Source organism: Tenacibaculum sp. UWU-22, assembly GCF_041021355.1.
GTDB lineage: Bacteria > Bacteroidota > Bacteroidia > Flavobacteriales > Flavobacteriaceae > Polaribacter.
In genome coordinates this window covers 793,476-815,336 of sequence record NZ_JBFNGP010000001.1, presented here as the reverse complement: position 1 = coordinate 815,336, position 21,861 = coordinate 793,476, and the positions used below count along the sequence as shown (strand labels likewise).

Below are 21,861 nucleotides of genomic sequence, written 5' to 3'. Positions count from 1 at the left end.
TTAAATAAGTGAGTGTTGTGTCATTTCTTTAGGTTGCTCAAGCCCTATTAGTTTTATAATTGTAGGGGCAATATCGCCTAAAATACCATTTTTTATTGATTTTAAATCATGGTCAATTAAAATAACAGGTACAGGGTTAGTGGTATGTGATGTATGAGGGCTTCCGTCAGGGTTTATCATAATTTCACAGTTTCCGTGATCAGCAATTAAAATAGTTGTATAGTTGTTGTCTAAAGCCGTAGTTATTACGTCTTTTACGCAATCATCAACAGCTTCACATGCTTTTACTGCCGCATCAAAAACACCTGTGTGACCGACCATGTCTCCGTTAGCAAAGTTTAAGCATACAAAATCTACCTCTCCTTTTTTTAGTTCAGGTATAATTGCATCACGTATGTCGTAGGCACTCATTTCGGGTTTTAAATCGTAAGTAGCCACTTTTGGCGATGGGCATAACAACCGTTTTTCACCTTTAAACTCTTTTTCTCTTCCGCCAGAAAAGAAAAAAGTTACGTGTGGGTATTTTTCGGTTTCGGCAATTCTAATTTGTGTTTTTCCACTTTTTTCTAAAACTTCGCCTAATGTATTTTCAATATTTTTATTATCGTAAACTACATGAATATGCTTAAACGTGTCGTCGTAATTTGTTAGTGTAACAAAATATAATGACAGCTTTTTCATATTAAATTCTGGAAAATCTTTTTGACTTAAAGCCTCTGTTAATTGACGGCCTCTATCGGTTCTAAAGTTAAAAAAGATAACTACATCGTCGTTTTTTATGGTTGTTTTTGGGTTGTTATGTTCATCAACCATAATAATTGGTTTAATAAACTCATCAGTAACCCCTGCTTCATAGCTTTGTTTTATGCTAGCTGTAGCATTTGAAGAAATACTACCTTTTCCGTTCACTAATGCATCATAGGCAAGTTGTACGCGTTCCCAGCGATTGTCTCTATCCATAGCATAATACCGTCCTGTAATGGTAGCTAGTTCTCCTGTGGTTCGGTGCATATAATGTTCAATATCTTTTATAAAAGATTTACCTGATTTAGGATCGCAGTCGCGACCATCGGTAAAAGCATGTAGATAAACGTTTTTTACATTATTTTTGTTTGCCGCATCTAATAATCCTTTTAAGTGATTAATGTGCGAGTGTATTCCGCCATCAGAAACCAGTCCTAAAAAATGCACATTTTTGTTATTTTCTTTAGCATATGCAAAAGCATCTAGCAATGCTTGTTCTTGAGCTAAGGTGCCTTCTGCTACAGCTTTATTAATTCTTGCTAAATTTTGATAAACCACTCTACCAGCACCTAAGTTCATGTGGCCTACTTCTGAATTTCCCATTTGTCCTTCGGGTAACCCAACGTATTTACCATCGGTTCTTAATTCGGCGTGAGGAAAATCATCATATAACGAATCTATAAAAGGAGTATAAGCATTATATACAGCCGACACTTTTGGATTTAGGGTAACGCCCCAACCATCCAATATCATGAGTATAACTTTCTTGTTCATTTGTGCTAAAAATTAAGCAGTAAAGGTAAAAAACATTTTAAGGTTAATTGTACTTTTTAACGAAACCGTTTTCTAAAGAAACAAAACGGTTAAACTATTTTCGATATTTTCGAATGGCTTCTTTAATTTTTGCCATTCTATTTTCTGGGTTTGGGTGTGTACTTTGAAACTCAGGCACTCGGTTAGGGCCCGCCGCTTGTTTTAGAATTTCCATTACCCCAATCAAGGCTTCGGGGTTATAACCTGCGTCAATCATTAATTTTACGCCTAATTCATCACTTTCTAGTTCGTCTTCTCTACCATATTTCATGTTAATTACATTGGCAATGGCTGCAGCACCTTGTGCTGTGCTGGGGTCAAAACCAACTGCAGCACCAGATAATAACCCTTGGGTTAAATCTTGTTTAGCCATACGAGCGGCAGAATGACGACCAATTACATGCCCAATTTCGTGCCCTAATACCCCTGCTAACATATCTTGATTTAAGGTTCCGTCAGGGTTTGTTAACCTTGAAAACAAGGCATATGTAATAAAAACTTGTCCGCCAGGTAAGGCAAAAGCATTGATAACTCTATCATCTCGTAATAAATGAAATTCAAACGGATATCCTGATTGTTTTGCAATACTATTGTCTACTAATTTTTTTCCAATTAAATCGACTACCTGTTGGTAACGTGTGTCAGGGTATAAGCCTCCATGTTGTTGAGCCATAGCAGGCGCAGAACTTAAGCCTATAGCAACTTCTTCTTTTGGCGATATAGAAATATGTTGTTTTTTTCCAGTATATGGATTTGTAGTTGCACTAGAACAATATTTAGCAACTGCAAATAAGGCAATAGCTGCCCCAATAATTAATTTTATAGGTAACCCCCTGCGTCTCATATTTTTATATTTTTAGTATAACTCGGTTAAATATACAAAATAAGTATATTTTTATAATCAAAAGAGATTGTAAATTTTAAAATCCGTAATTTTAGGGCTATTAAAAATTCACTATTTTTATGAATACCCTCTTTGAGTTAAATGAAGTAACTAAAAAGTTGCCAAAACATTTACACAAGTTTGTGGTAAAGCAACCTTATGGTGAGTATACGGCTCAAAACCAGGCTGTTTGGCGTTATGTAATGCGCGCAAATGTTGATTATTTAAGTCGGGTGGCACATGAATCATATTTACAAGGATTAGAAAAAACAGGAATTTCTATTGATTCTATTCCAAAGATGGAAGGTATGAACCGTATTTTAAAAGAAATTGGTTGGGCTGCCGTTTCAGTAGATGGTTTTATTCCTCCGAATGCGTTTATGGAATTTCAGGCGTATAATGTACTTGTTATTGCTTCAGATATTCGCACAATAAATCACATACAATATACCCCAGCACCCGATATTATTCATGAAGCGGCAGGGCATGCGCCCATTATTGCTAATCCTGAATATGCCGAATATTTACGACGCTTTGGCGAAATAGGGAGCAAAGCAATATCGTCTGCAAAAGATTACGAATTGTATGAAGCCATTCGTTTGTTATCTATTTTAAAAGAAGACCCAAATTCGACCCCCAAAAACATTAATCAAGCCCAAGAAAGGGTAGAATGGCTGCAAAATAATATGGGAGAACTTTCTGAAATGGCTAAAATTCGTAATTTGCATTGGTGGACTGTTGAGTATGGATTAATTGGCGCTATCGATAATCCTAAAATTTACGGAGCAGGGTTATTATCTTCGATAGGCGAAAGTAAATGGTGTATGAAAAATACCGTACAAAAAGTACCTTACACTATTGAGGCGGCTAATGTGAGTTTTGATATTACCAAACCACAACCCCAACTGTTTGTAACGCCAGATTTTGCGCATTTAAGCATGGTTTTAGAAGAGTTTGCTAATAAAATGGCATTACGAAGAGGAGGAATAAAAGGAGTGCAAAAATTAATAGCATCTAAAAATTTAGGAACAATTGAATTGAGTACTGGAATTCAAATTTCAGGTGTTTTTACCAAAGTAATAACCGATGAAAAAAATAAGCCTATTTATGTGCAAACGACAGGTAATACGGCATTGGCAAATAGAGATAAAGAATTAATAGGTCATGGAGTTGAATATCATGCTGAAGGGTTTGGTAGCCCTATTGGAAAATTAAAAGGGATTAATATACCAATAGAAAACATGAGCCCGAGAGATTTAGAGGCTTATCAAATTTATGAAGGTAAAAGAACCGCGCTTGAGTTTGAAGGTGGTATAAAAGTTGATGGAGAGGTAATTACAGGAACAAGAGATTTGAGAGGTAGAATACAATTAATATCATTTAAAAACTGTACGGTTACGTATAGAAATACGGTATTGTTTCACCCTGATTGGGGAGTGTATGATATGGCAGTAGGTAAAGAAATTACAGCAGCCTATACGGGGCCAGCAGATGTTTTGTCGTTTGGTAACATTCAAAAAGTTTCTAAAACAAAAACACATAAATTAACATATTCTAACACCGAAAAAGAATTACATAAATTATATGATCAGGTTAGAGAAATGAGAGAAAATAGTACAATGACAGAAAAAAAAATACACACTATATTTGCTCTTTTAAAAACTAACTTTGCTAACGATTGGTTGTTGCCATTAGAATTATATGAACTTTCGTTAAAAAACAATTATAAAGTTCAATCAGAAATTCTAGCTTATTTAGAAACGTTAGAAAAAAATGAAACCTATAAAAATTTAATTAAAACAGGGTTAGATTTATTAAAAACAAATTAATTTAAAAATAAAATATAATGGGATTATTTGACATGTTTAGTAACAAAAATAAAGAAAACGAAATTAAAACGTATTTAGACAAAGGAGCACTTATTTTAGACGTTAGAACACTAGAAGAGTGGAACGAAGGGCACAGTAAAGGCGCCAAAAACATTGTGTTAACAACAATACCGTTAAACTTAGACGAAATAAAATCTTGGGGTAAACCTATTATAACAGTTTGTAGAAGTGGAGGTAGAAGTGGACAAGCAGCTCAGTTTTTAGCTAATAATGGGGTTGATGTAATTAACGGAGGTCCATGGCAAAATGTTGACCAGTACCTAAAATAAGGGTTTTTCCTAGAGATTTAAAAAATAAATTAAATAAAACCTATTTAAGTAATATTGCTTAAGTAGGTTTTTATTTTTTTATTAGGCTATTTTAGCGTTAATAGATTAGGTGAAATTTCAGCTATTTTATAGTTTAAAAATAAAATTAAAAAACATAAAATCATTTGATTGTTCGATAAAAAAGTAGTCCAAATTAGTTATCTTTGTCGAATTATTTTTTATTAAATTCATAAAAAAACATGACACAAATTGCAAAGTCAGAAATAAAAGAATTTATGGACGTGGTTAAAAAGAGAAATAATCACGAACCAGAATTTTTACAAGCCGTTCAAGAAGTTGCAGAAACGGTTATTCCATATGTCTTAGAAAATGACATATATAAAGGAAAAAAAATTCTATTAAGAATAGTAGAGCCAGAGCGTTTAATTTCGTTTCGCGTTTCTTGGGTAGACGATAATGGAGAAATTCAAGTAAACCGAGGTTATAGAATTCAAATGAATTCGGCAATTGGTCCTTACAAAGGCGGTTTGCGTTTTCATCCTACGGTAAACGCTAGTATTTTAAAATTTTTAGCTTTTGAGCAGGTTTTTAAAAATTCGTTAACCACTTTGCCAATGGGAGGTGGAAAAGGAGGTTCTGATTTTGATCCTAAAGGAAAATCGGATAATGAAATTATGCGTTTTTGCCATGCCTTTATGAGTGAATTGTTTAGACATATTGGAGCAAATACTGATGTTCCTGCTGGAGATATAGGTGTTGGTGGTCGTGAAATAGGATTTTTATTTGGCATGTATAAAAAGCTTAGAAATGAATTTACAGGAGTTTTAACAGGTAAAGGAATTTCTTGGGGAGGGTCGTTAATTAGACCTGAAGCAACGGGTTATGGTAATGTGTATTTTGCAGAAAATATGCTAAAACTTAAAAAAGATTCTTTCGCAGGAAAAACCGTAGTAATTTCTGGGTCGGGTAATGTAGCGCAATATGCTGCTGAAAAAGCAATTGAGCTAGGAGCTAAAGTAGTAACGCTTTCAGATTCTAGTGGTTATATATATGATGCTGACGGTATTGACGCAGAAAAGTTAAAACACGTTATGTATATTAAAAATGAAAAACGTGGTCGAATAGGTGAATATGTAAATAAATATTCATCAGCTAAATTTGTAGAAGGTGCTAGACCTTGGGCTGAAAAATGTGATATTGCTTTACCTTGTGCAACGCAAAATGAGTTAAATGGAGAAGAGGCAAAAACCTTAATTAAAAATGGTTGTGTTTGTGTTTCTGAAGGAGCCAATATGCCTTCTACTCCTGAGGCTATTCACGAGTTTCAAAAAGCTAAAATATTATTTGCGCCTGGTAAAGCAAGTAATGCTGGCGGGGTGGCAACTTCAGGCTTAGAGATGAGTCAAAACTCATTACGTTTAAGTTGGTCTCGTAAAGAAGTAGATAATCGTTTAAAAGATATTATGAAAGGCATTCATGATGCTTGTGTAGCATATGGAAAAAATAGCGATGGATCTATAGACTATATTAAAGGAGCTAATATTGCAGGCTTTGTAAAAGTTGCAGATGCTATGTTATCACAAGGAGTGGTATAATATATTTTTAAGAGTATAAAAGTAAAGCGCATCAATTTTTTTTGATGCGCTTTTTTTATTTTTGAACGATTACAAAGATTTTGTAAAATGGAATTACAACCTCCTTTTCGGAAAATTATTCATGTAGATATGGATGCATTTTACGCGTCGATAGAACAATTGGATAACCCTGAGTTAAAAGGTAAGCCTATTGCGGTAGGTGGAGGCGAAAAAAGAGGTGTAATTGCAGCAGCAAGTTACGAAGCCAGAGAATATGGAGTGTTTTCTGCCATGAGTGGCGTTTTAGCTAAAAAAAAATGCCCACAATTACTTTTTATAAAACCGCGGTTTGAACGCTACAAAGAAATTTCGCAAAAAATTAGGCATATATTTTATCAATATACCGATTTGGTTGAACCTCTTTCTTTAGACGAAGCCTATTTAGATGTTACTCAAAATAAAAAAGGAAACCCGTCAGCAAGTTTAATTGCGCAAGAAATACGACAACAAATTTGGAATGAATTACACTTGCGAGCTTCGGCGGGGATATCAATTAATAAATTTTTGGCAAAAGTAGCTTCTGATATTAACAAGCCCAATGGGCAAAAAACCATTAACCCAGAAGAGGTAATATCGTTTTTAGAAACACTTCCAGTAAATAAATTTTATGGTGTAGGTAAGGTAACGGCTGCAAAAATGCACAAATTAGGTATTTTTACAGGTTTAGATTTAAAGCAAAAACCGTTAGCAGAACTCACTAATCTTTTTGGCAAAAGCGGTGCTCACTATTACAATATTGTAAGAGGTGTTCATCATAGCGAAGTAAAGCCCAATCGAATACGTAAATCTATTGCAGCAGAGCGTACCTTTGTTGAAAATATAGCGTCAGAAGTTTTTATGTTGCAGCGGTTAGATAAAATTGCAGACGAACTAGAACAACGAATGGTAAAAGCCAACACTAAAGGAAAAACAATTACCTTAAAAATAAAATATAGTGATTTTACCCAACAAACCCGTAGTAAAACAGGGCATGAGTTTATGCAAAAAAAAGAAGAATTTATGTCTATTGTTAAAGGGTTGCTTTATCAAGAGAAATTAAAAAACTCGGTTCGTTTATTAGGTCTTTCTTTCACCAATTTAAATACTGAAAAAGAAACATTAGTTTGGGTACAATTGCAATTTAATTTTTAAGTCAAAGCAAAAAGAAAACAACTCAACTTTTTAATAGTAAAAACCAAAATTTGACGTTTTTTAAAAACCCTTTAAATACACTTGCTTGCTAAAATTATAGTTTTTATTTAGCTGTTTGTCAATAAATTATAATCACAAAAAAATAAATTTAAAAGACATAAAATTAGATTTTTGTTAAAAACTTCAAGGGATTTGTGAATAAAAATAGCTTCCTATTTCTATCTTTTTTTTTAATCTTTGTTTACGTTGTTTCTTAACAATATCTTAACATAAAAACTCTCTCTAAAACCTGTAACGAATGTCTGCTATAGAACCTATTTTACAACCAAATGAAAACCGTTTTGTTATTTTTCCAATTCAACATAATGATTTGTGGGAATGGTATAAAAAACAACAAGCTTGTTTTTGGACCGCTGAAGAAATTGATTTACATTCTGATTTAATTGATTGGAACACGAAGTTAACAGATGATGAAAGGTATTTTATTAAGCATATTTTAGCTTTTTTTGCAGCATCTGATGGTATTGTAAACGAAAATTTAGCAGAAAACTTTGTAAATGAAGTTCAGTATTCAGAGGCTAAGTTTTTTTATGGTTTTCAAATTATGATGGAAAACGTCCATTCTGAAACCTATTCGTTGTTAATAGACACCTATGTAAAAGACGAAGTTGAAAAAGACAGGCTTTTTAGAGCTATCGAAATATTTCCAGCGATAAGAAAAAAAGCTGAGTGGGCATTAAAATGGATAGAATCAGATTCGTTTTCAGAACGGTTAATTGCTTTTGCTGCTGTTGAAGGAATTTTCTTTTCTGGGGCTTTTTGTTCTATTTTTTGGTTAAAAAAACGAGGGTTGTTACCTGGGTTAACATTTTCTAACGAATTAATTTCTAGAGATGAAGGCATGCACTGCGATTTTGCCGTACATTTGCATAATAATCATTTGATAAATAAAGTGCCTAAAGAGCGAATTAGAGAAATAATTATTTCGGCATTAGATATAGAAAGAGAATTTATAACAGAATCGTTACCAGTTAGTCTTATTGGTATGAATTCTACTTTAATGACACAATACCTAGAATACGTTACAGATCGGTTATTAACCGAATTTGAATGTGAAAAAGAATATGGTTCTGAAAACCCGTTTGATTTTATGGAAATGATTTCATTGGAAGGAAAAACTAACTTTTTTGAAAAGCGAGTATCTGAATATCAAAAAGCGGGAGTAAAGTCTGGCGGAACAGGAAGCATTAGCTTTGACGCAGAATTTTAAATTTATTTCTTCTTCTCGTCTGTACTTAAAAGAATAGACTAAAGAACTCAAATAAAAATATTTTTTAATAAATGCATTTTCTATCTTTTTAAAAAAAAGGAGAAACGGCGTGTAAAATTACAATAGTTATGTATGTAGTAAAAAGAGACGGCAAAAAACAGCCGGTGATGTTCGATAAAATCACCGCTAGAGTAAAAAAAATGTGTTATGGACTAAACAACATTGTAGACCCAGTAAAGGTTGCAATGCGTGTAATAGAGGGGTTGTATGATGGCGTTACTACATCAGAATTAGATAATTTAGCCGCAGAAGTATCAGCAACAATGACTACTGCGCACCCAGATTATGCAAAATTGGCGGCTCGAATAGCCGTGTCTAATTTACATAAAAACACCAAAAAATCGTTTTCTGAAACGATGACCGATTTATACCAATACATTAATCCGCGAACAGGTAAAAAAGCACCTTTACTGGCAGATGATGTTTATAAAATTATTATGGATAATGCAGAAAAATTAGATTCTACCATTATCTATAGCCGTGATTTTAATTACGATTATTTTGGATTTAAAACCTTAGAGCGGTCTTACCTATTAAAATTAAACGGAAATATTGTTGAACGACCACAACAAATGTTAATGCGTGTTTCTATAGGAATTCATAAAGAAAATATAGAAGAAGCCCTTACTACATACGAATTAATGAGTAAAAAATATTTTACTCATGCCACCCCTACTTTATTTAATTCGGGTACACCTAAGCCACAAATGTCATCTTGTTTTTTATTACAAATGAAAGATGATAGTATTGATGGTATATATGACACGTTAAAACAAACTGCAAAAATTTCTCAATCTGCTGGCGGAATAGGTTTGTCTATTCATAATGTTCGTGCAACGGGTTCGTATATTCGAGGTACTAATGGTACATCAAACGGTATTGTGCCGATGTTACGTGTGTATAACGATACTGCACGTTATGTAGATCAAGGAGGCGGAAAAAGAAAAGGCTCGTTTGCTGTATATCTAGAACCGTGGCATGCCGATGTTTTTGAATTTTTAGATCTAAAGAAAAATCACGGAAAAGAAGAAATGCGTGCGCGTGATTTATTTTACGCAATGTGGATTCCAGATTTATTTATGAAACGGGTACAAGAAGATGGAAATTGGACATTAATGTGCCCCAACGAGTGCCCACATTTATACGATACTTACGGTGAAGAATTTGAGCGTTTATATGAAGGGTATGAGCAAGCGGATAAAGGTAGAAAAACCGTTAAGGCACGTGAATTATGGGAGAAAATTTTAGAATCGCAAATAGAAACAGGTACTCCTTATATGTTGTATAAAGATGCTGTAAACAGAAAATCTAATCACCAAAATTTAGGTACGATACGTTCGTCTAACTTGTGTACTGAGATTATGGAATATACTGCTGAAGACGAAGTAGCGGTGTGTAACTTAGCCTCGATAGCGATACCTATGTTTATAACTTTAGACGAAAATGGAAACAAATTTTTTGATCATAAAAAACTATTTACAGTTACTAAAAAGGTAATTAAAAATTTAGATACAGTAATTGATAGAAATTACTACCCAGTTAAAGAAGCCGAAAATTCGAATTTCCGCCACCGCCCTGTAGGACTAGGTATTCAAGGGCTTGCTGATGCTTTTATAATGTTGCGTTTACCTTTTACATCTGAAAAAGCCAAAAAACTAAATCAAGATATATTTGAAACATTATATTATGCAGCAGTAACTTCATCGATGGAAATTGCTAAAGCAAAAGAACCGTATTCTACATACAAAGGTTCTCCAATGTCAAAAGGAGAATTTCAATTTAATATGTGGGGGGTTTCAGAAGATGAGTTAAGTGGTAATTGGGATTGGAAAAAATTACGTAAAAGCGTACTAAAACACGGTGTTAGAAACTCGTTGTTATTAGCGCCTATGCCCACCGCTTCTACTTCTCAAATTTTAGGAAACAATGAAGCTTTTGAACCGTATACTTCAAATATTTATACGCGTAGAGTATTATCTGGAGAGTTTATTGTAGTGAACAAACATTTATTAGAAGATTTAGTAGAATTAAACCTTTGGGACAATAATATGAAAGAAGATATTATGCGTGCAAATGGGTCTATTCAACATATCGAAAGTATTCCGCAAGAGCTAAAAGAATTATATAAAACGGTTTGGGAAATGAGCATGAAAGATATTATAGACATGGCTCGTCATAGAGGTTATTTTATTGATCAATCACAATCGTTAAATTTATTTATGCAAGACCCTGATTTTGCTAAATTAACTTCAATGCATTTTTATGCGTGGAAATCGGGCTTAAAAACAGGAATGTATTATTTAAGAACCAAATCAGCAGTAAATGCCAAACAATTTACATTAAATGTAGAAAAGAAAGAGCAAGAAAAACCAATGACTGCTGAAGAGTTTAAAGCAATGGTTGAGGCCTCTAAAAATGCTGGCCCTGATGATTGTTTAATGTGCGGTTCTTAAATTAAAAAAATGTTTTTATAAGTGAATAAAAACAAGCATACTCATTAAAATTAGATAGTGTTTTCCCTTACATGTTTTTAGTTTGTAGTACATAACTAATGTGCTTCTAGCCAGTTGTTACCAACACCTAAATCAACATCTAAGGGAACACTTAATTTATAAGCGTTTTCCATTTCAAATTTAATGATTGGTTTTACAATTTCTAGTTCGGTTTTATGTACATCAAAAACCAATTCGTCATGAACCTGTAAAAGCATTTTCGATTTAAAATTTTGTTTTTCAAAATGCTTGTAAATATTAATCATGGCGAGTTTAATAATATCTGCTGCCGAACCTTGAATAGGTGCATTTACGGCATTTCGTTCTGCCCCTCCACGTACTACAGCGTTACGAGAATTAATATCTTTTAAATAACGGCGTCGTTTTAGTACAGTTTCTACATAACCATGTTCACGAGCAAAATCTATTTGTTTGCTTATATACGATTTTAAATTAGGGTAGGTTTGGTAATAGGTGTCTATCAGTTCTTTGGCCTCACTTCTTGTTAAATTAGTTTGATTGCTTAAACCAAAAGCAGAAACCCCATATATAATTCCAAAATTTACTGTTTTAGCGTTACTACGTTGTTCACGAGTAACGTTTTCAATAGACACATTAAATACTTTAGATGCTGTTGAGGCATGAATATCTTCTCCATTTTTAAAGGCATTAATCATATTTTTTTCTTCGCTTAACGCAGCTATAATACGTAGTTCAATTTGCGAATAATCTGCTGCAAGCAACACATAATTTTCATTACGAGGAATAAAGGCTTTTCGTACTTCTTGACCCCGTTTTGTACGGATAGGGATGTTTTGTAAATTCGGGTTATTAGAACTTAATCTACCCGTAGCGGCTACGGCTTGAGCATATACTGTATGCACTCTGCCTGTTTTAGGATTTATTTCGCTAGGTAAGGCATCTACATAAGTAGATTGTAATTTTTTGTACTGACGATATTCTTGAATATCTCGTATAATTTGATGGTCTTTAGCTAAGTAAGACAATACATCTTCTGCGGTTGAATATTGTCCTGTTTTTGTTTTTTTAGGTTTGTTAACTAGCTTCATTTTGTCAAACAAGATAACACCTAATTGTTTGGGTGATGAAATGTTAAACTCTTCTCCTGCTTGTTGATAGATGTCTTTTTCAAGGCGATTAATATCGTTGGTTAAAGCGACAGAAAGTTCTTTTAAAAAGGGGATATCAATATTAATTCCTTCAATTTCCATAGCGGTTAAAACCGATACTAAAGGTAACTCTACATCATTAAATAATTTAGTAAGGTTGCCGCTTTCTAGTTCCTTTTTAAAATGTTCTTTTAATTGTAGGGTAATATCGGCATCTTCTACGGCATATTCTGTTTGCTCTTCTATCGAAACTTCTCGCATTGATAATTGATTTTTTCCTTTTTTACCAATTAACTCGGTAATAGAAACAGGTTGGTAGTTTAAATAGGTTTCTGCCAACACATCCATATTATGACGCATATCTGGGTTTATAAGGTAATGGGCAATCATAGTATCAAATAATTTACCTTTTACAGGCATCTGATAGTTTGATAATACCTTGATGTCATACTTTATATTATGGCCTATTTTTTCAATGGTTTGCGATTCAAAAAAGGGTCGAAATTCTTCTAAAATAGCTTGTGTTTCTTTTTGGTTTTCAGGAAAAGAAACATAATATCCCTTATTTTTTTCAAACGAAAAAGCAATACCGACCAACTCAACTTCAAGAGCTTTTAAACCTGTAGTTTCGGTGTCAAAACAAACCGAATTTTGTTGCATTAATTTGCTTAATAATAACTTTCTGGCTAAAGGGCTATTAGCATGTTGATAAAAATGATTTGTATTAGCAATGGTTTTAAATTCAGAGGAGGCTTCGTTTTCAGATACATTACCACTACCAGGCGTAGCAAATAGATTAAATTGATTGCTATCAGCATCTATTTTTTTTGGTTTAGACTTCGGTTTTTGGTTACTACTATCTGTATTGATAGAAATATTTTCTTCGGATGGTGTAAATGTTTTTATAAAGTTGGTTAGTAAATTTCTAAATTCTAATTCGTTAAAAATATGGGTTACCTTGGCTATATTAGGTTGGTTTAATTCAAAATCTTTTTCGTCAAAGGTTACGGGAACATCTAACATTATAGTTGCTAGTTTTTTAGAAAGTAAACCTAGGTCTTTGTTTGTTTCTATTTTTTCTTTCATTTTTCCTTTTAACTGATCGGTATTTGCTAATAAGCCTTCCATTGAACCAAATTCAGCAATAAATTTTTTAGCTGTTTTTTCTCCAACACCAGGTAATCCAGGGATATTGTCGGCTGAATCGCCCATCATTCCTAAAAAGTCAATTACTTGTTTGGGTTGTTCAACAGCAAATTTTTCTTGCACTTCTTTAATTCCCCAAATATCATACCCCCCTCCAAAACGAGGTTTGTACATAAAAATATTGTCAGAAACCAATTGAGCAAAATCTTTATCGGGTGTAACCATATAGGTTTTATAACCTTGTTTTTCAGCTTGTTTAGAAAGTGTTCCAATAACGTCATCTGCCTCGTAACCTTCTTTTAGCATAATAGGAATATGCATTGCCTTTAAAATTTCTTCAATATAGGGCACGGCTACTTTTATGGCTTCAGGAGTTTCATCTCTATTGGCTTTATAAGCTTCAAAAATTTCTGTTCTATCGACACTACCACCTTTGTCAAAACAAACCGCTAAATGGTCGGGTCTTTCGCGTTTTATAACATCTAAAAGAGAATTCATAAACCCCATAATAGCAGAGGTATCTAACCCTTTAGAGTTGATTCTAGGGTTTTTTATAAAAGCATAATATCCTCTAAAAATTAATGCATAAGCATCTACTAAAAAAAGTTTTTTTGGTTCTGACATTGTAATTTATATTGTAGCATATAAAACTACAAAACTTAATTTGTCTGTTAAAATAGTATTGTAGTTTTTGGGGTTAAAAATGGGCTAATTAACATAACCGTGTATTATAAAGTACTTAATAAAGAAGCTATGTTTTTTAATATGAAAAAATAGAATAATTAAAAAAGCTGTTTAAAAAGAGTTTTTATGTTATTTGGCATAACTCTTTTTAAACAGCTTTTTATGTTTTTATAAACACGATTAGCTCTTAGTATAATTTAGAGTAAGGTAAGTTTATAAAATAAAAGTTGAACACTATAAAAAAGATAAGAACGTAATTCTTATTTATTTTGTGCGTAACGACGTTCTACTTCGTTCCAGTTAATTACATTAAAAAATGCTTCAATATAATCGGGTCTTCTATTTTGGTAGTTTAGGTAATAGGCATGTTCCCAAACATCGATTCCTAAAATAGGGGTTCCACCACAACCAATACCAGGCATTAAAGGGTTGTCTTGATTAGGTGTTGCGCAAATATCAACTTTGCCTCCTTTATGTACACATAACCATGCCCAACCTGAACCAAATTGAGTTGCAGCTGCTTTAGAAAAGGCTTGTTTAAAAGCATCAAAAGAACCAAAAGCTTCATCAATGGCATTTTTTAACTCTCCAGATAAACGCCCTTTATCTTCTGGACTTATTACTTTCCAGAATAAAGAGTGATTGTAAAAACCACCTCCGTTATTTCGTACAGCACCATTGCTCATATCTAAGTTTGTTAAAATATCTTCAATAGTTTTGTTTTCTAAAGCGGTTCCGGCAATAGCCTTGTTTAAGTTTGTAGTATAGCCATTATGGTGCTTACTATGATGTATTTCCATAGTTTTAGCGTCTATATAAGGTTCTAAAGCATCGTAAGCATATCCTAATTTTGGTAATTCAAAAGCCATAAATTTTATTTTTTTATTATTATGTAGTTTTTTATGCTTGTAAATTTACTATAAAAAAACAAGGCAACCAACTGGCTACTGTATTCAAAATTTATTCAGGTATAAATATTTTTTATTATTAAAATACAAGCGGTGTTTTTTATATTTGGGTTAACCGTTAAGGTTTTATAGTTAATAAGGGGTTTAAAAATGAAAACGATGTTTTCTAATTTCTCCTTTTTCACCTAGGGTGTTAAATTTCCAGCTAAAACCTAACATAAAATATTGTTGTAAAACTGTACTTTCAGAATCTTCAATATATGTTGAAGTAGCTCTACGTTGTGCATTGGTGTTTTGATTTAATAAATCGTATGCTTTTAAAGAAACAATACCTCTGTCTTTAAATAATGAATAAGTGAAGGATGCGTTCCAAAACCAAGACGATTTATTAAAGCCAATAATATTTGGGTTAAATGTATATTGTATATCATTTCTCCACTCTAACTTTTTTGGAAAAGTAGTTCTTGTGCGTATGCTTAATGAGTGTCTAGTAAAATCTTTATTTTGATTGGCATTAACATCGTACTTTGTTTTTGAAAACGATACTCTATAACGAGTTTCTAAAAAAGCGAGGTTATTCCAATCAAAAGTAATACCAATATCAGGAGATAAAGAGGTGGTTTTAGTTCCTTCTTTAACATCATTTAATATATTAAAATCTTTGTTGGTGTTTGCTCTAGCTCCTAACCTAAAGGTAATATTGGCAATAGAGTCTAATTTTACTTTTTTACCGTAGCCACCACCTCCTCGGTACGAGTAGCCTCCATCGATGTTTTCGTAAGTGTTTTTTCTAACTAAGTCGTCACCAATAGTGGTTTTAGATACAATTTGATTGTTATATAAAGAACTACTAATATAAAACCAAAATCCACTGCCTGCTTGCCAATTGTATTTATTAAAATTTGCGTATAAATGATGTTGTTGAGTTGGTTTTAAATCTGGATTACCTGTTTTTATATTTGAAGGATTGGTAACGTCTGTAAAAGGTTGTAGTTGATTTATACTAGGAACACTATTGTCTAAAGAATAATCAAAGTAAACAGAGGCTTTAGAATCAAATTGATAGCGAAAATCAGCATCTAAACCTAAATTATTGTATTCTTTTTTTAAGCTCGATTCAGGACGTAATTTGTCGTTATTTTCTAAGGTTCTATTTATAAGGGCAGATTCTAAACCTATTCGTGTTTTTTTAGTTCGATAACTAAGCTCTAATGAAGGTATTTTATTAATATTATTATACGTAAAATCTGAACTTAAATCGGTGTTAAAACCGTCGTATTGTTGTGTGGTTTTATTAAAATCGTAGGTGTTTTTTTTATTTTTTTGTTTTTGGCTATTGTACGAATATTTAGTATCTAAAAACATTTTTCCACTAATTAACGGATAACGATACATAATTCGGGTATAAAAATTAGTTGAGTTGTTATCTGTAAAGCTTTTTTGATCTCTAATTTCTTCGCTCGGGTTATCTCCAAATATTTCAATAGTTGATTTATTAAAACCATCGGCATTAGACGTATTAAACTGATTGGTTATCGATGCTTTAATAAATGCGCCTTTGCTATTTAGTTTTTTGGTAATATATAACCGATTTCTAAAATTATTAGCTTCTGATTTAGTACGTGAACTGCTATTATAACTATTGGTTAATTCTTTATTTTCGTTAAATGATTCTTGATTATTATCATTAACTCTTTCTCTTTTATTAAACGTAAAAGAGGGTCTTACATTAATTAATAAAGTAGAATCTATTTCGATGTCAAAATCGGCATTAATTTGATTGTTGTCGTTGTTACTGTCTGATTTAGAGGTAGAGGTAGTAAAATATTTTTTATTGGGTAAATTATATTCTCGATTGCTTTTTGAGGCGTTAGTGGTATTACTGCCAGAGAAAAAATAATTACCATTTACATCAAAACCTTTACCGTATTTATCGGCGTAAGTAACACCTGCTGTTTTAGATTTTACAATTCCTTGGTCGCTACTATTAAAAGAAACACCTCTAGAGCCACCAAACATTTTTTCAATTTCTCCAAAACTAAATCCTGGAGAATTAATATTATTGGCACTAGCTAATACGGTTATTCGTTGGTCATTGTCAAATCGATTTATCATTGTAGCACCTTCGTAATGTTTGTCTGTTCCAACCCCTGCAGACACCCTACCAAACCAGCCTTTATTGTTTTCTTTTTTTATGGTTAAGTTAATGGTTTTGTTGTTAACATCTCCCTTTTCACCAGTAAATGCTTCTGATTTTGTTTTGGTATCGGTTACTTGTATTTTTTCTATAATTTCTTTTGGTAAGTTTTTAGTAGTAATTGTTGGGTCATCTCCAAAAAAAGGTTTGCCATTTACTAAAACTTTGTTTACGGGTTTACCATTAATGGTTATATTACCATCTTTATCTACTTCTACCCCAGGTAATTTTTTTAATAAATCTTCAACACTTGCCTCTTTTTTTGTTTTAAATGATTTTACATTAAATTCTAAAGTGTCTTTTTTAATGGTAATAGGTGCTCTAGATTTAATAACTACCTCGTTAAGAACATTGTTTTCTTTTAAATGAATTTCGTTTAAATTAAAAACTGATTTTTCACCCAATGTTATAGGTTTAGAATAATCTGCCATTCCGACAAACGAAACAAATAATTTTAGGTCTTTAAAAAACGATTTTCCTTCTAATGAAAAATTTCCTTTTTCATTAGAAATGGTATATGAAACTACAGAACTGTCTTTAACTCTTTCTATGTGTATAGTGGCAGACTCTATGGGTTGTTTTTCGCTATCAGAAATAATTTTTCCTGTTATTTTAAATGGGTAAGATTGTGAAAAAATAAAGTTTGTAAATAGTAATACACTTGTGAGTAGAAGTTTTTTAATCATTGAGTTATTTGTTTCTTGGAAGCAACAAATAAAATCAAAAAAGAGAATTAAATGGTTAAGAAAATTGTTAAAGAGACTGTTAAATTTACTTTTGTCTAAAATAAATGGTAATGGGTACTCCTGTAAAATTATAGTGTTGTCGAAGTTGATTTTCTGTATAACGTTTGTAGGGGTCTTTTACATATTGTGGTAAATTAGCAAAAAAAACAAATTGAGGGGTTGGTGTAGGTAACTGCATACAGTATTTTATTTTGATAAATTTACCTTTGGTTGCCGGAGGTGGGTTTTGTTTAATTATTTCTAGCATGGTTTCGTTTAACTTGCTAGTTTGTACTTTTCGTTTTCGGTTTTCAAAAACTTCAACAGCAGTTTCTATAGCTTTAAAAATACGTTGTTTGGTTAATGCCGAAATAAAAATGATTGGCACATCTGTAAATGGAGCTATTTGTTGACGAATTTTTGCTTCAAAATCGCGCATAGTATTGGTTTGTTTTTCAACCAAATCCCACTTATTAATTAAAATAACAATTCCTTTTCTATTTTTTTCGGCTAACCAAAATATTTTTTCGTCTTGTCCTTCAAAACCACGAGTAGCATCGATTACCAAAACGGCTACGTCACAATTTTCAATGGTTCTAACAGCTCGCATTACCGAATAAAATTCTAAATCTTCTTTAACTTTTGATTTTTTTCGGATTCCAGCAGTATCTACTAAATTAAATTCAAAACCAAAGCGATTGTATTTTGTGTCGATAGCATCTCGAGTGGTACCCGCAATATCTGTTACAATATTTCTGTCTTCGCCAATTAACGCATTTATAAATGATGATTTGCCAGCATTAGGGCGCCCAACAATAGCAAAACGAGGTAATTCGTTTTCTTGTTCTTCATCGTCAAAAGGTTCGGGTATTTCGTTTGTAATGGCGTCTAACAATTCGCCTGTTCCGCTTCCGTTAATTGATGAAATGGTAAAATATTCGCCTAAACCAAGGTTAAAAAAATCTACAGCATCGGCAACCCTCATTGCATTGTCAACTTTGTTAACCGTTAAAAAAATAGGTTTTTTTACTTTTCTTAAAAGTTTTGCTACTTCGATATCTAAAGGTGTTACACCTTGTTCAACATCAACAACGAAAACAATAATATCGGCTTCTTCTAAAGCAAGTTGCACTTGTTTTCTAATTTCATCTTCAAAAACATCATCAGACCCAACAACATACCCTCCGGTATCAATTACCGAAAACTCTTTTCCATTCCAATCCGATTTTCCATAATGTCTATCACGAGTAACCCCACTAACACTATCTACAATTGCCTCACGACGTTTTACTAACCGATTAAAAAAAGTAGATTTTCCTACGTTTGGTCTACCAACTATTGCAACAATACTCATTTTAAAAAAATTTGTGGCAAAGATACAATTTACCTTAGTATTTTAGATGATTTCATGTTTTTTCGGTAAAACATAAAGTATTTTATTTTTTTTGTGTTGAGAAGGAAAGCTTTTTTAAGAGTTAAAAAATATTTTTTTAAGTTTACAACAGAAGTAGAAACATAAATAGCACCCTGTTTTTTACTACCTTTAAGTTTTATGATTTATTATTATAAATATGGATGACGCATTATATAATCAAATTTTTTTAAAGCCGAGATTTCAGTTTGACTTTGATATGAATTCTAAAATGCTTTTAAGCCGTATTAAAGAATATGGAACTCGTACAGCTACTTATTATAAAATAAAAGGAGTAGGTAATCATATTATAATTGATATTCCTGAAAAGGATTCACACTTTTGGTCTCCTCAATTACAAATAGAGATAGAAGAAATTTCTGAAAAAAAATCAAAAATAAAGGGGTTGTTTGGGCCTAAACCTCAGGTTTGGACCTTTTTTATGTTTCTACACTTTGTGGTAGGAACAGCTTTTGTAATTTTTGCAATATTAGCCTATAGCAATTGGTCGTTAAAAAACGCTCAAGCATTGCCTCTAATTATGGTGGCTGTTTTGCCAATAGTATGGGTTATTCTTTATTTTGTAGGTAGCTTAGGAAAGTTAACTGGGCAAAAACAAATGGACGGGCTAAAAAAATTTATGAAACAAACTTTACAAGAAATTAAAGGTTCTTAATCTTTATAGCCAAAACGTTTTAGTTGACGTTCGTTAGAGCGCCAATTTTTATTAACTTTTACATGTAAATCTAAAAACACTTTTTTATCAAAAAATTGTTGTAAATCTTTTCTAGCTTCTGTTCCTAATCGTTTTATAGCATTTCCTTTATGCCCAATAATAATTCCTTTTTGGGTGTCTCGTTCAACCATAATTACAGAGCGGATTTTAATAATGTTATTTTCTTCAATAAAACTTTCGGTTTCTACTTCTACTGAGTAGGGTATTTCTTTTTTATAGTGTTGTAGAATTTTTTCGCGAATTTTTTCGTTAACAAAAAACCGTTCAGGTTTATCGGTTAACTGATCTTTTGGGTAAAAAGGAGGCGCATCGGGTAACAGCTCTATAATTTTGTAAAAAACGGTTTCGACATTAAATTTTTCAAGAGCTGAAATAACATATACAAATGAGTTAGGCACTTTTTTTCGCCAATAGTTAATTTTAGTATCGACCTCTTCTTGAGATGATAAGTCTATTTTATTTAACAATAAAATTATAGGAATTTTACTGTGAATAATTTTATTAAAAAAAGTGTCGTCTTTAAGTTCTTTTTCGCCAACCTCTACCATATATATGAGCACATCAGCATCTTCAAAAGCTGATTTTACAAAATCCATCATCGATTCTTGTAATGCATAAGCGGGTTTAATAATTCCAGGAGTATCAGAAAAAATAATTTGATAATCTTCACCATTAACAATTCCTAAAATTCGGTGTCGAGTGGTTTGCGCTTTTGAGGTTACAATCGATAATTTTTCACCGACTAGCGCATTCATTAGTGTTGATTTTCCTACGTTCGGATTACCAATAATATTTACAAAGCCTGCTTTATGTGTCATATAAACAAAAGTAACTTTTTATTTGATGTTGCTATAAAAAAGTAACAAATAGTTTTTAAATAAAAAAAGTAGTTTAAAATTTGGTGTAAACTAATAAAATGCTGTATATTTGCAGTCCAAATCGCGAGGTAGAGCAGTAGGTAGCTCGTCGGGCTCATAACCCGAAGGTCACTGGTTCGAGTCCAGTCCTCGCTACAACGAAAAAACCGTAACTTTATACTTCGTGTAATAGTTGCGGTTTTTTGTTTTTGCTTATTCTCGAATAAGTAAGGTGTAAAATTAAATTAAAAGAATGTATTCATTAGATCCAAAAGAAATTAGCGAAAAAAAAACCTATGGTTACTTAACTTCGGCTATTGCACCAAGACCAATTGCATTAGCAAGTACAGTAGATGAAAATGGGAACCCGAATTTAGCACCGTTTAGTTTTTTTAATGTTTTTAGCGCAAACCCACCAATTCTAATTTTATCTCCTGTTTTAAATGTCGATGGTTCACAAAAACATACATTAGAAAACGCTATAGCAACTAAAGAAATAGTAATCAATGTTGTTGATTATAATATTACTCAAAAAACTTCAGACGCTAGTTTTAGTTTTGAAAAAGGGGTTAGTGAATTTGATGAAGTAGGTTTTACAAAACTAGCATCTGATATAGTAAAACCTTTTAGAGTTAAAGAGTCACCCGTACATTTTGAATGTAAAGTAAAAGAAGTTGTTCATTTAGGATATGGGAGTATTGCAGGAAATCTTATTATATGTGAAGTGATTAAAATGCATTTTTCTGAAACTGTTTTAGATGATAAAAGCAGAATAGACCAAACAAAAATAGATTTAGTAGCGAGAGCAGGAGGAGACTATTATACTAGAATGAAAGATGGTTTTTTTAAAGTTGAACGACCTAAATAATATTTTTAGAGTAT

Annotated in this window: 15 protein-coding genes and 1 tRNA gene; 9 read left to right on the top strand and 7 right to left on the bottom strand. The window is 32.3% G+C overall.

The features are described from left to right. Complete coding sequence (gene gpmI / locus AB2B44_RS03615) at positions 1–1,518, bottom strand: 2,3-bisphosphoglycerate-independent phosphoglycerate mutase (RefSeq protein ID WP_369048185.1); 1,518 nt, start codon at positions 1,516–1,518, stop codon at positions 1–3. A 94-nt stretch (positions 1,519–1,612) separates the two neighbouring features. Further along, positions 1,613–2,401, bottom strand: coding sequence for a M48 family metalloprotease (locus AB2B44_RS03610; RefSeq protein ID WP_369048184.1), 789 nt, complete (start codon positions 2,399–2,401; stop codon positions 1,613–1,615). A gap of 119 nt (positions 2,402–2,520) precedes the next feature. Here AB2B44_RS03610 and AB2B44_RS03605 point away from each other — a divergent pair, with 119 nt between their 5' ends. The 6 genes from AB2B44_RS03605 (at position 2,521) to AB2B44_RS03580 (ending at position 11,146) form a co-directional block, all read left to right on the top strand. Next, positions 2,521–4,269 carry an aromatic amino acid hydroxylase gene (locus AB2B44_RS03605; RefSeq protein WP_369048183.1) on the top strand — a complete coding sequence of 583 codons (1,749 nt, stop codon included), beginning with the start codon at positions 2,521–2,523 and terminating at the stop codon, positions 4,267–4,269. 17 nt (positions 4,270–4,286) lie between these two features. Then, a complete protein-coding gene (locus AB2B44_RS03600; protein ID WP_369048182.1) occupies positions 4,287–4,598 on the top strand; it encodes a rhodanese-like domain-containing protein in 312 nt (103 codons plus the stop codon). A gap of 239 nt (positions 4,599–4,837) precedes the next feature. After that, complete coding sequence (gdhA, locus tag AB2B44_RS03595; RefSeq protein WP_369048181.1) at positions 4,838–6,193, top strand: NADP-specific glutamate dehydrogenase; 1,356 nt, start codon at positions 4,838–4,840, stop codon at positions 6,191–6,193. 87 nt (positions 6,194–6,280) lie between these two features. After that, the gene (gene dinB / locus AB2B44_RS03590; protein ID WP_369048180.1) at positions 6,281–7,363 is read left to right on the top strand and encodes a DNA polymerase IV; all 1,083 of its coding nucleotides are present in this window, start codon (positions 6,281–6,283) and stop codon (positions 7,361–7,363) included. A 298-nt stretch (positions 7,364–7,661) separates the two neighbouring features. Then, positions 7,662–8,633 (top strand): ribonucleotide-diphosphate reductase subunit beta, encoded by a 972-nt coding sequence (locus tag AB2B44_RS03585; RefSeq protein ID WP_369048179.1) that lies wholly within the window; start codon positions 7,662–7,664, stop codon positions 8,631–8,633. Between the two features lie 128 nt (positions 8,634–8,761). Then, positions 8,762–11,146, top strand: a complete 2,385-nt coding sequence (locus tag AB2B44_RS03580) for a ribonucleoside-diphosphate reductase subunit alpha (protein WP_369048178.1) — start codon at positions 8,762–8,764, stop codon at positions 11,144–11,146. Between the two features lie 95 nt (positions 11,147–11,241). On the opposite strand, the gene polA is transcribed toward AB2B44_RS03580, so the two are convergent. The 4 genes from polA to der form a co-directional block, all read right to left on the bottom strand. Continuing rightward, complete coding sequence (gene polA, locus AB2B44_RS03575) at positions 11,242–14,085, bottom strand: DNA polymerase I (protein WP_369048177.1); 2,844 nt, start codon at positions 14,083–14,085, stop codon at positions 11,242–11,244. Between the two features lie 320 nt (positions 14,086–14,405). Further along, positions 14,406–15,014, bottom strand: a complete 609-nt coding sequence (locus AB2B44_RS03570; RefSeq protein ID WP_369048176.1) for a superoxide dismutase — start codon at positions 15,012–15,014, stop codon at positions 14,406–14,408. Positions 15,015–15,197: 183 nt separating this feature from the next. Beyond that, entirely contained in the window at positions 15,198–17,936 is a 2,739-nt protein-coding gene (locus AB2B44_RS03565; protein ID WP_369048175.1) for an outer membrane beta-barrel protein, read from the bottom strand. 85 nt (positions 17,937–18,021) lie between these two features. After that, on the bottom strand, positions 18,022–19,329 hold the full coding sequence (der, locus tag AB2B44_RS03560) for a ribosome biogenesis GTPase Der (RefSeq protein ID WP_369048174.1): 1,308 nt from the start codon (positions 19,327–19,329) through the stop codon (positions 18,022–18,024). A 217-nt stretch (positions 19,330–19,546) separates the two neighbouring features. Here der and AB2B44_RS03555 point away from each other — a divergent pair, with 217 nt between their 5' ends. Beyond that, a complete protein-coding gene (locus tag AB2B44_RS03555; protein WP_369048173.1) occupies positions 19,547–20,062 on the top strand; it encodes a GTP-binding protein in 516 nt (171 codons plus the stop codon). Here the strand turns inward: AB2B44_RS03555 and era are convergent. Further along, positions 20,059–20,940 carry a GTPase Era gene (era, locus tag AB2B44_RS03550; protein ID WP_369048172.1) on the bottom strand — a complete coding sequence of 294 codons (882 nt, stop codon included), beginning with the start codon at positions 20,938–20,940 and terminating at the stop codon, positions 20,059–20,061. The genes AB2B44_RS03555 and era overlap by 4 nt on opposite strands. A 122-nt stretch (positions 20,941–21,062) precedes the next feature. Between era and AB2B44_RS03545 the strand changes: the two genes are divergently transcribed. Together AB2B44_RS03545 and AB2B44_RS03540 are read left to right on the top strand one after the other, a co-directional pair. After that, positions 21,063–21,135: transfer RNA gene (locus AB2B44_RS03545), tRNA-Met, on the top strand. 97 nt (positions 21,136–21,232) lie between these two features. After that, complete coding sequence (locus AB2B44_RS03540) at positions 21,233–21,847, top strand: flavin reductase family protein (RefSeq protein ID WP_369048171.1); 615 nt, start codon at positions 21,233–21,235, stop codon at positions 21,845–21,847. Positions 21,848–21,861: the final 14 nt, after the last annotated feature.

Excerpts from the sequence above, each read along its gene's own strand:
- dinB (WP_369048180.1), top strand. The coding sequence starts at position 6,281 with ATGGAATTACAACCTCCTTTTCGGAAAATTATTCATGTAGATATGGAT.
- AB2B44_RS03555 (WP_369048173.1), top strand. The coding sequence starts at position 19,547 with ATGGATGACGCATTATATAATCAAATTTTTTTAAAGCCGAGATTTCAG.
- AB2B44_RS03565 (WP_369048175.1), bottom strand. The coding sequence starts at position 17,936 with ATGATTAAAAAACTTCTACTCACAAGTGTATTACTATTTACAAACTTT.
- AB2B44_RS03610 (WP_369048184.1), bottom strand. The coding sequence starts at position 2,401 with ATGAGACGCAGGGGGTTACCTATAAAATTAATTATTGGGGCAGCTATT.
- polA (WP_369048177.1), bottom strand. The coding sequence starts at position 14,085 with ATGTCAGAACCAAAAAAACTTTTTTTAGTAGATGCTTATGCATTAATT.
- AB2B44_RS03600 (WP_369048182.1), top strand. The coding sequence starts at position 4,287 with ATGGGATTATTTGACATGTTTAGTAACAAAAATAAAGAAAACGAAATT.
- AB2B44_RS03605 (WP_369048183.1), top strand. The coding sequence starts at position 2,521 with ATGAATACCCTCTTTGAGTTAAATGAAGTAACTAAAAAGTTGCCAAAA.
- AB2B44_RS03570 (WP_369048176.1), bottom strand. The coding sequence starts at position 15,014 with ATGGCTTTTGAATTACCAAAATTAGGATATGCTTACGATGCTTTAGAA.
- era (WP_369048172.1), bottom strand. The coding sequence starts at position 20,940 with ATGACACATAAAGCAGGCTTTGTAAATATTATTGGTAATCCGAACGTA.
- gdhA (WP_369048181.1), top strand. The coding sequence starts at position 4,838 with ATGACACAAATTGCAAAGTCAGAAATAAAAGAATTTATGGACGTGGTT.
- AB2B44_RS03540 (WP_369048171.1), top strand. The coding sequence starts at position 21,233 with ATGTATTCATTAGATCCAAAAGAAATTAGCGAAAAAAAAACCTATGGT.
- AB2B44_RS03580 (WP_369048178.1), top strand. The coding sequence starts at position 8,762 with ATGTATGTAGTAAAAAGAGACGGCAAAAAACAGCCGGTGATGTTCGAT.
- gpmI (WP_369048185.1), bottom strand. The coding sequence starts at position 1,518 with ATGAACAAGAAAGTTATACTCATGATATTGGATGGTTGGGGCGTTACC.
- der (WP_369048174.1), bottom strand. The coding sequence starts at position 19,329 with ATGAGTATTGTTGCAATAGTTGGTAGACCAAACGTAGGAAAATCTACT.
- AB2B44_RS03585 (WP_369048179.1), top strand. The coding sequence starts at position 7,662 with ATGTCTGCTATAGAACCTATTTTACAACCAAATGAAAACCGTTTTGTT.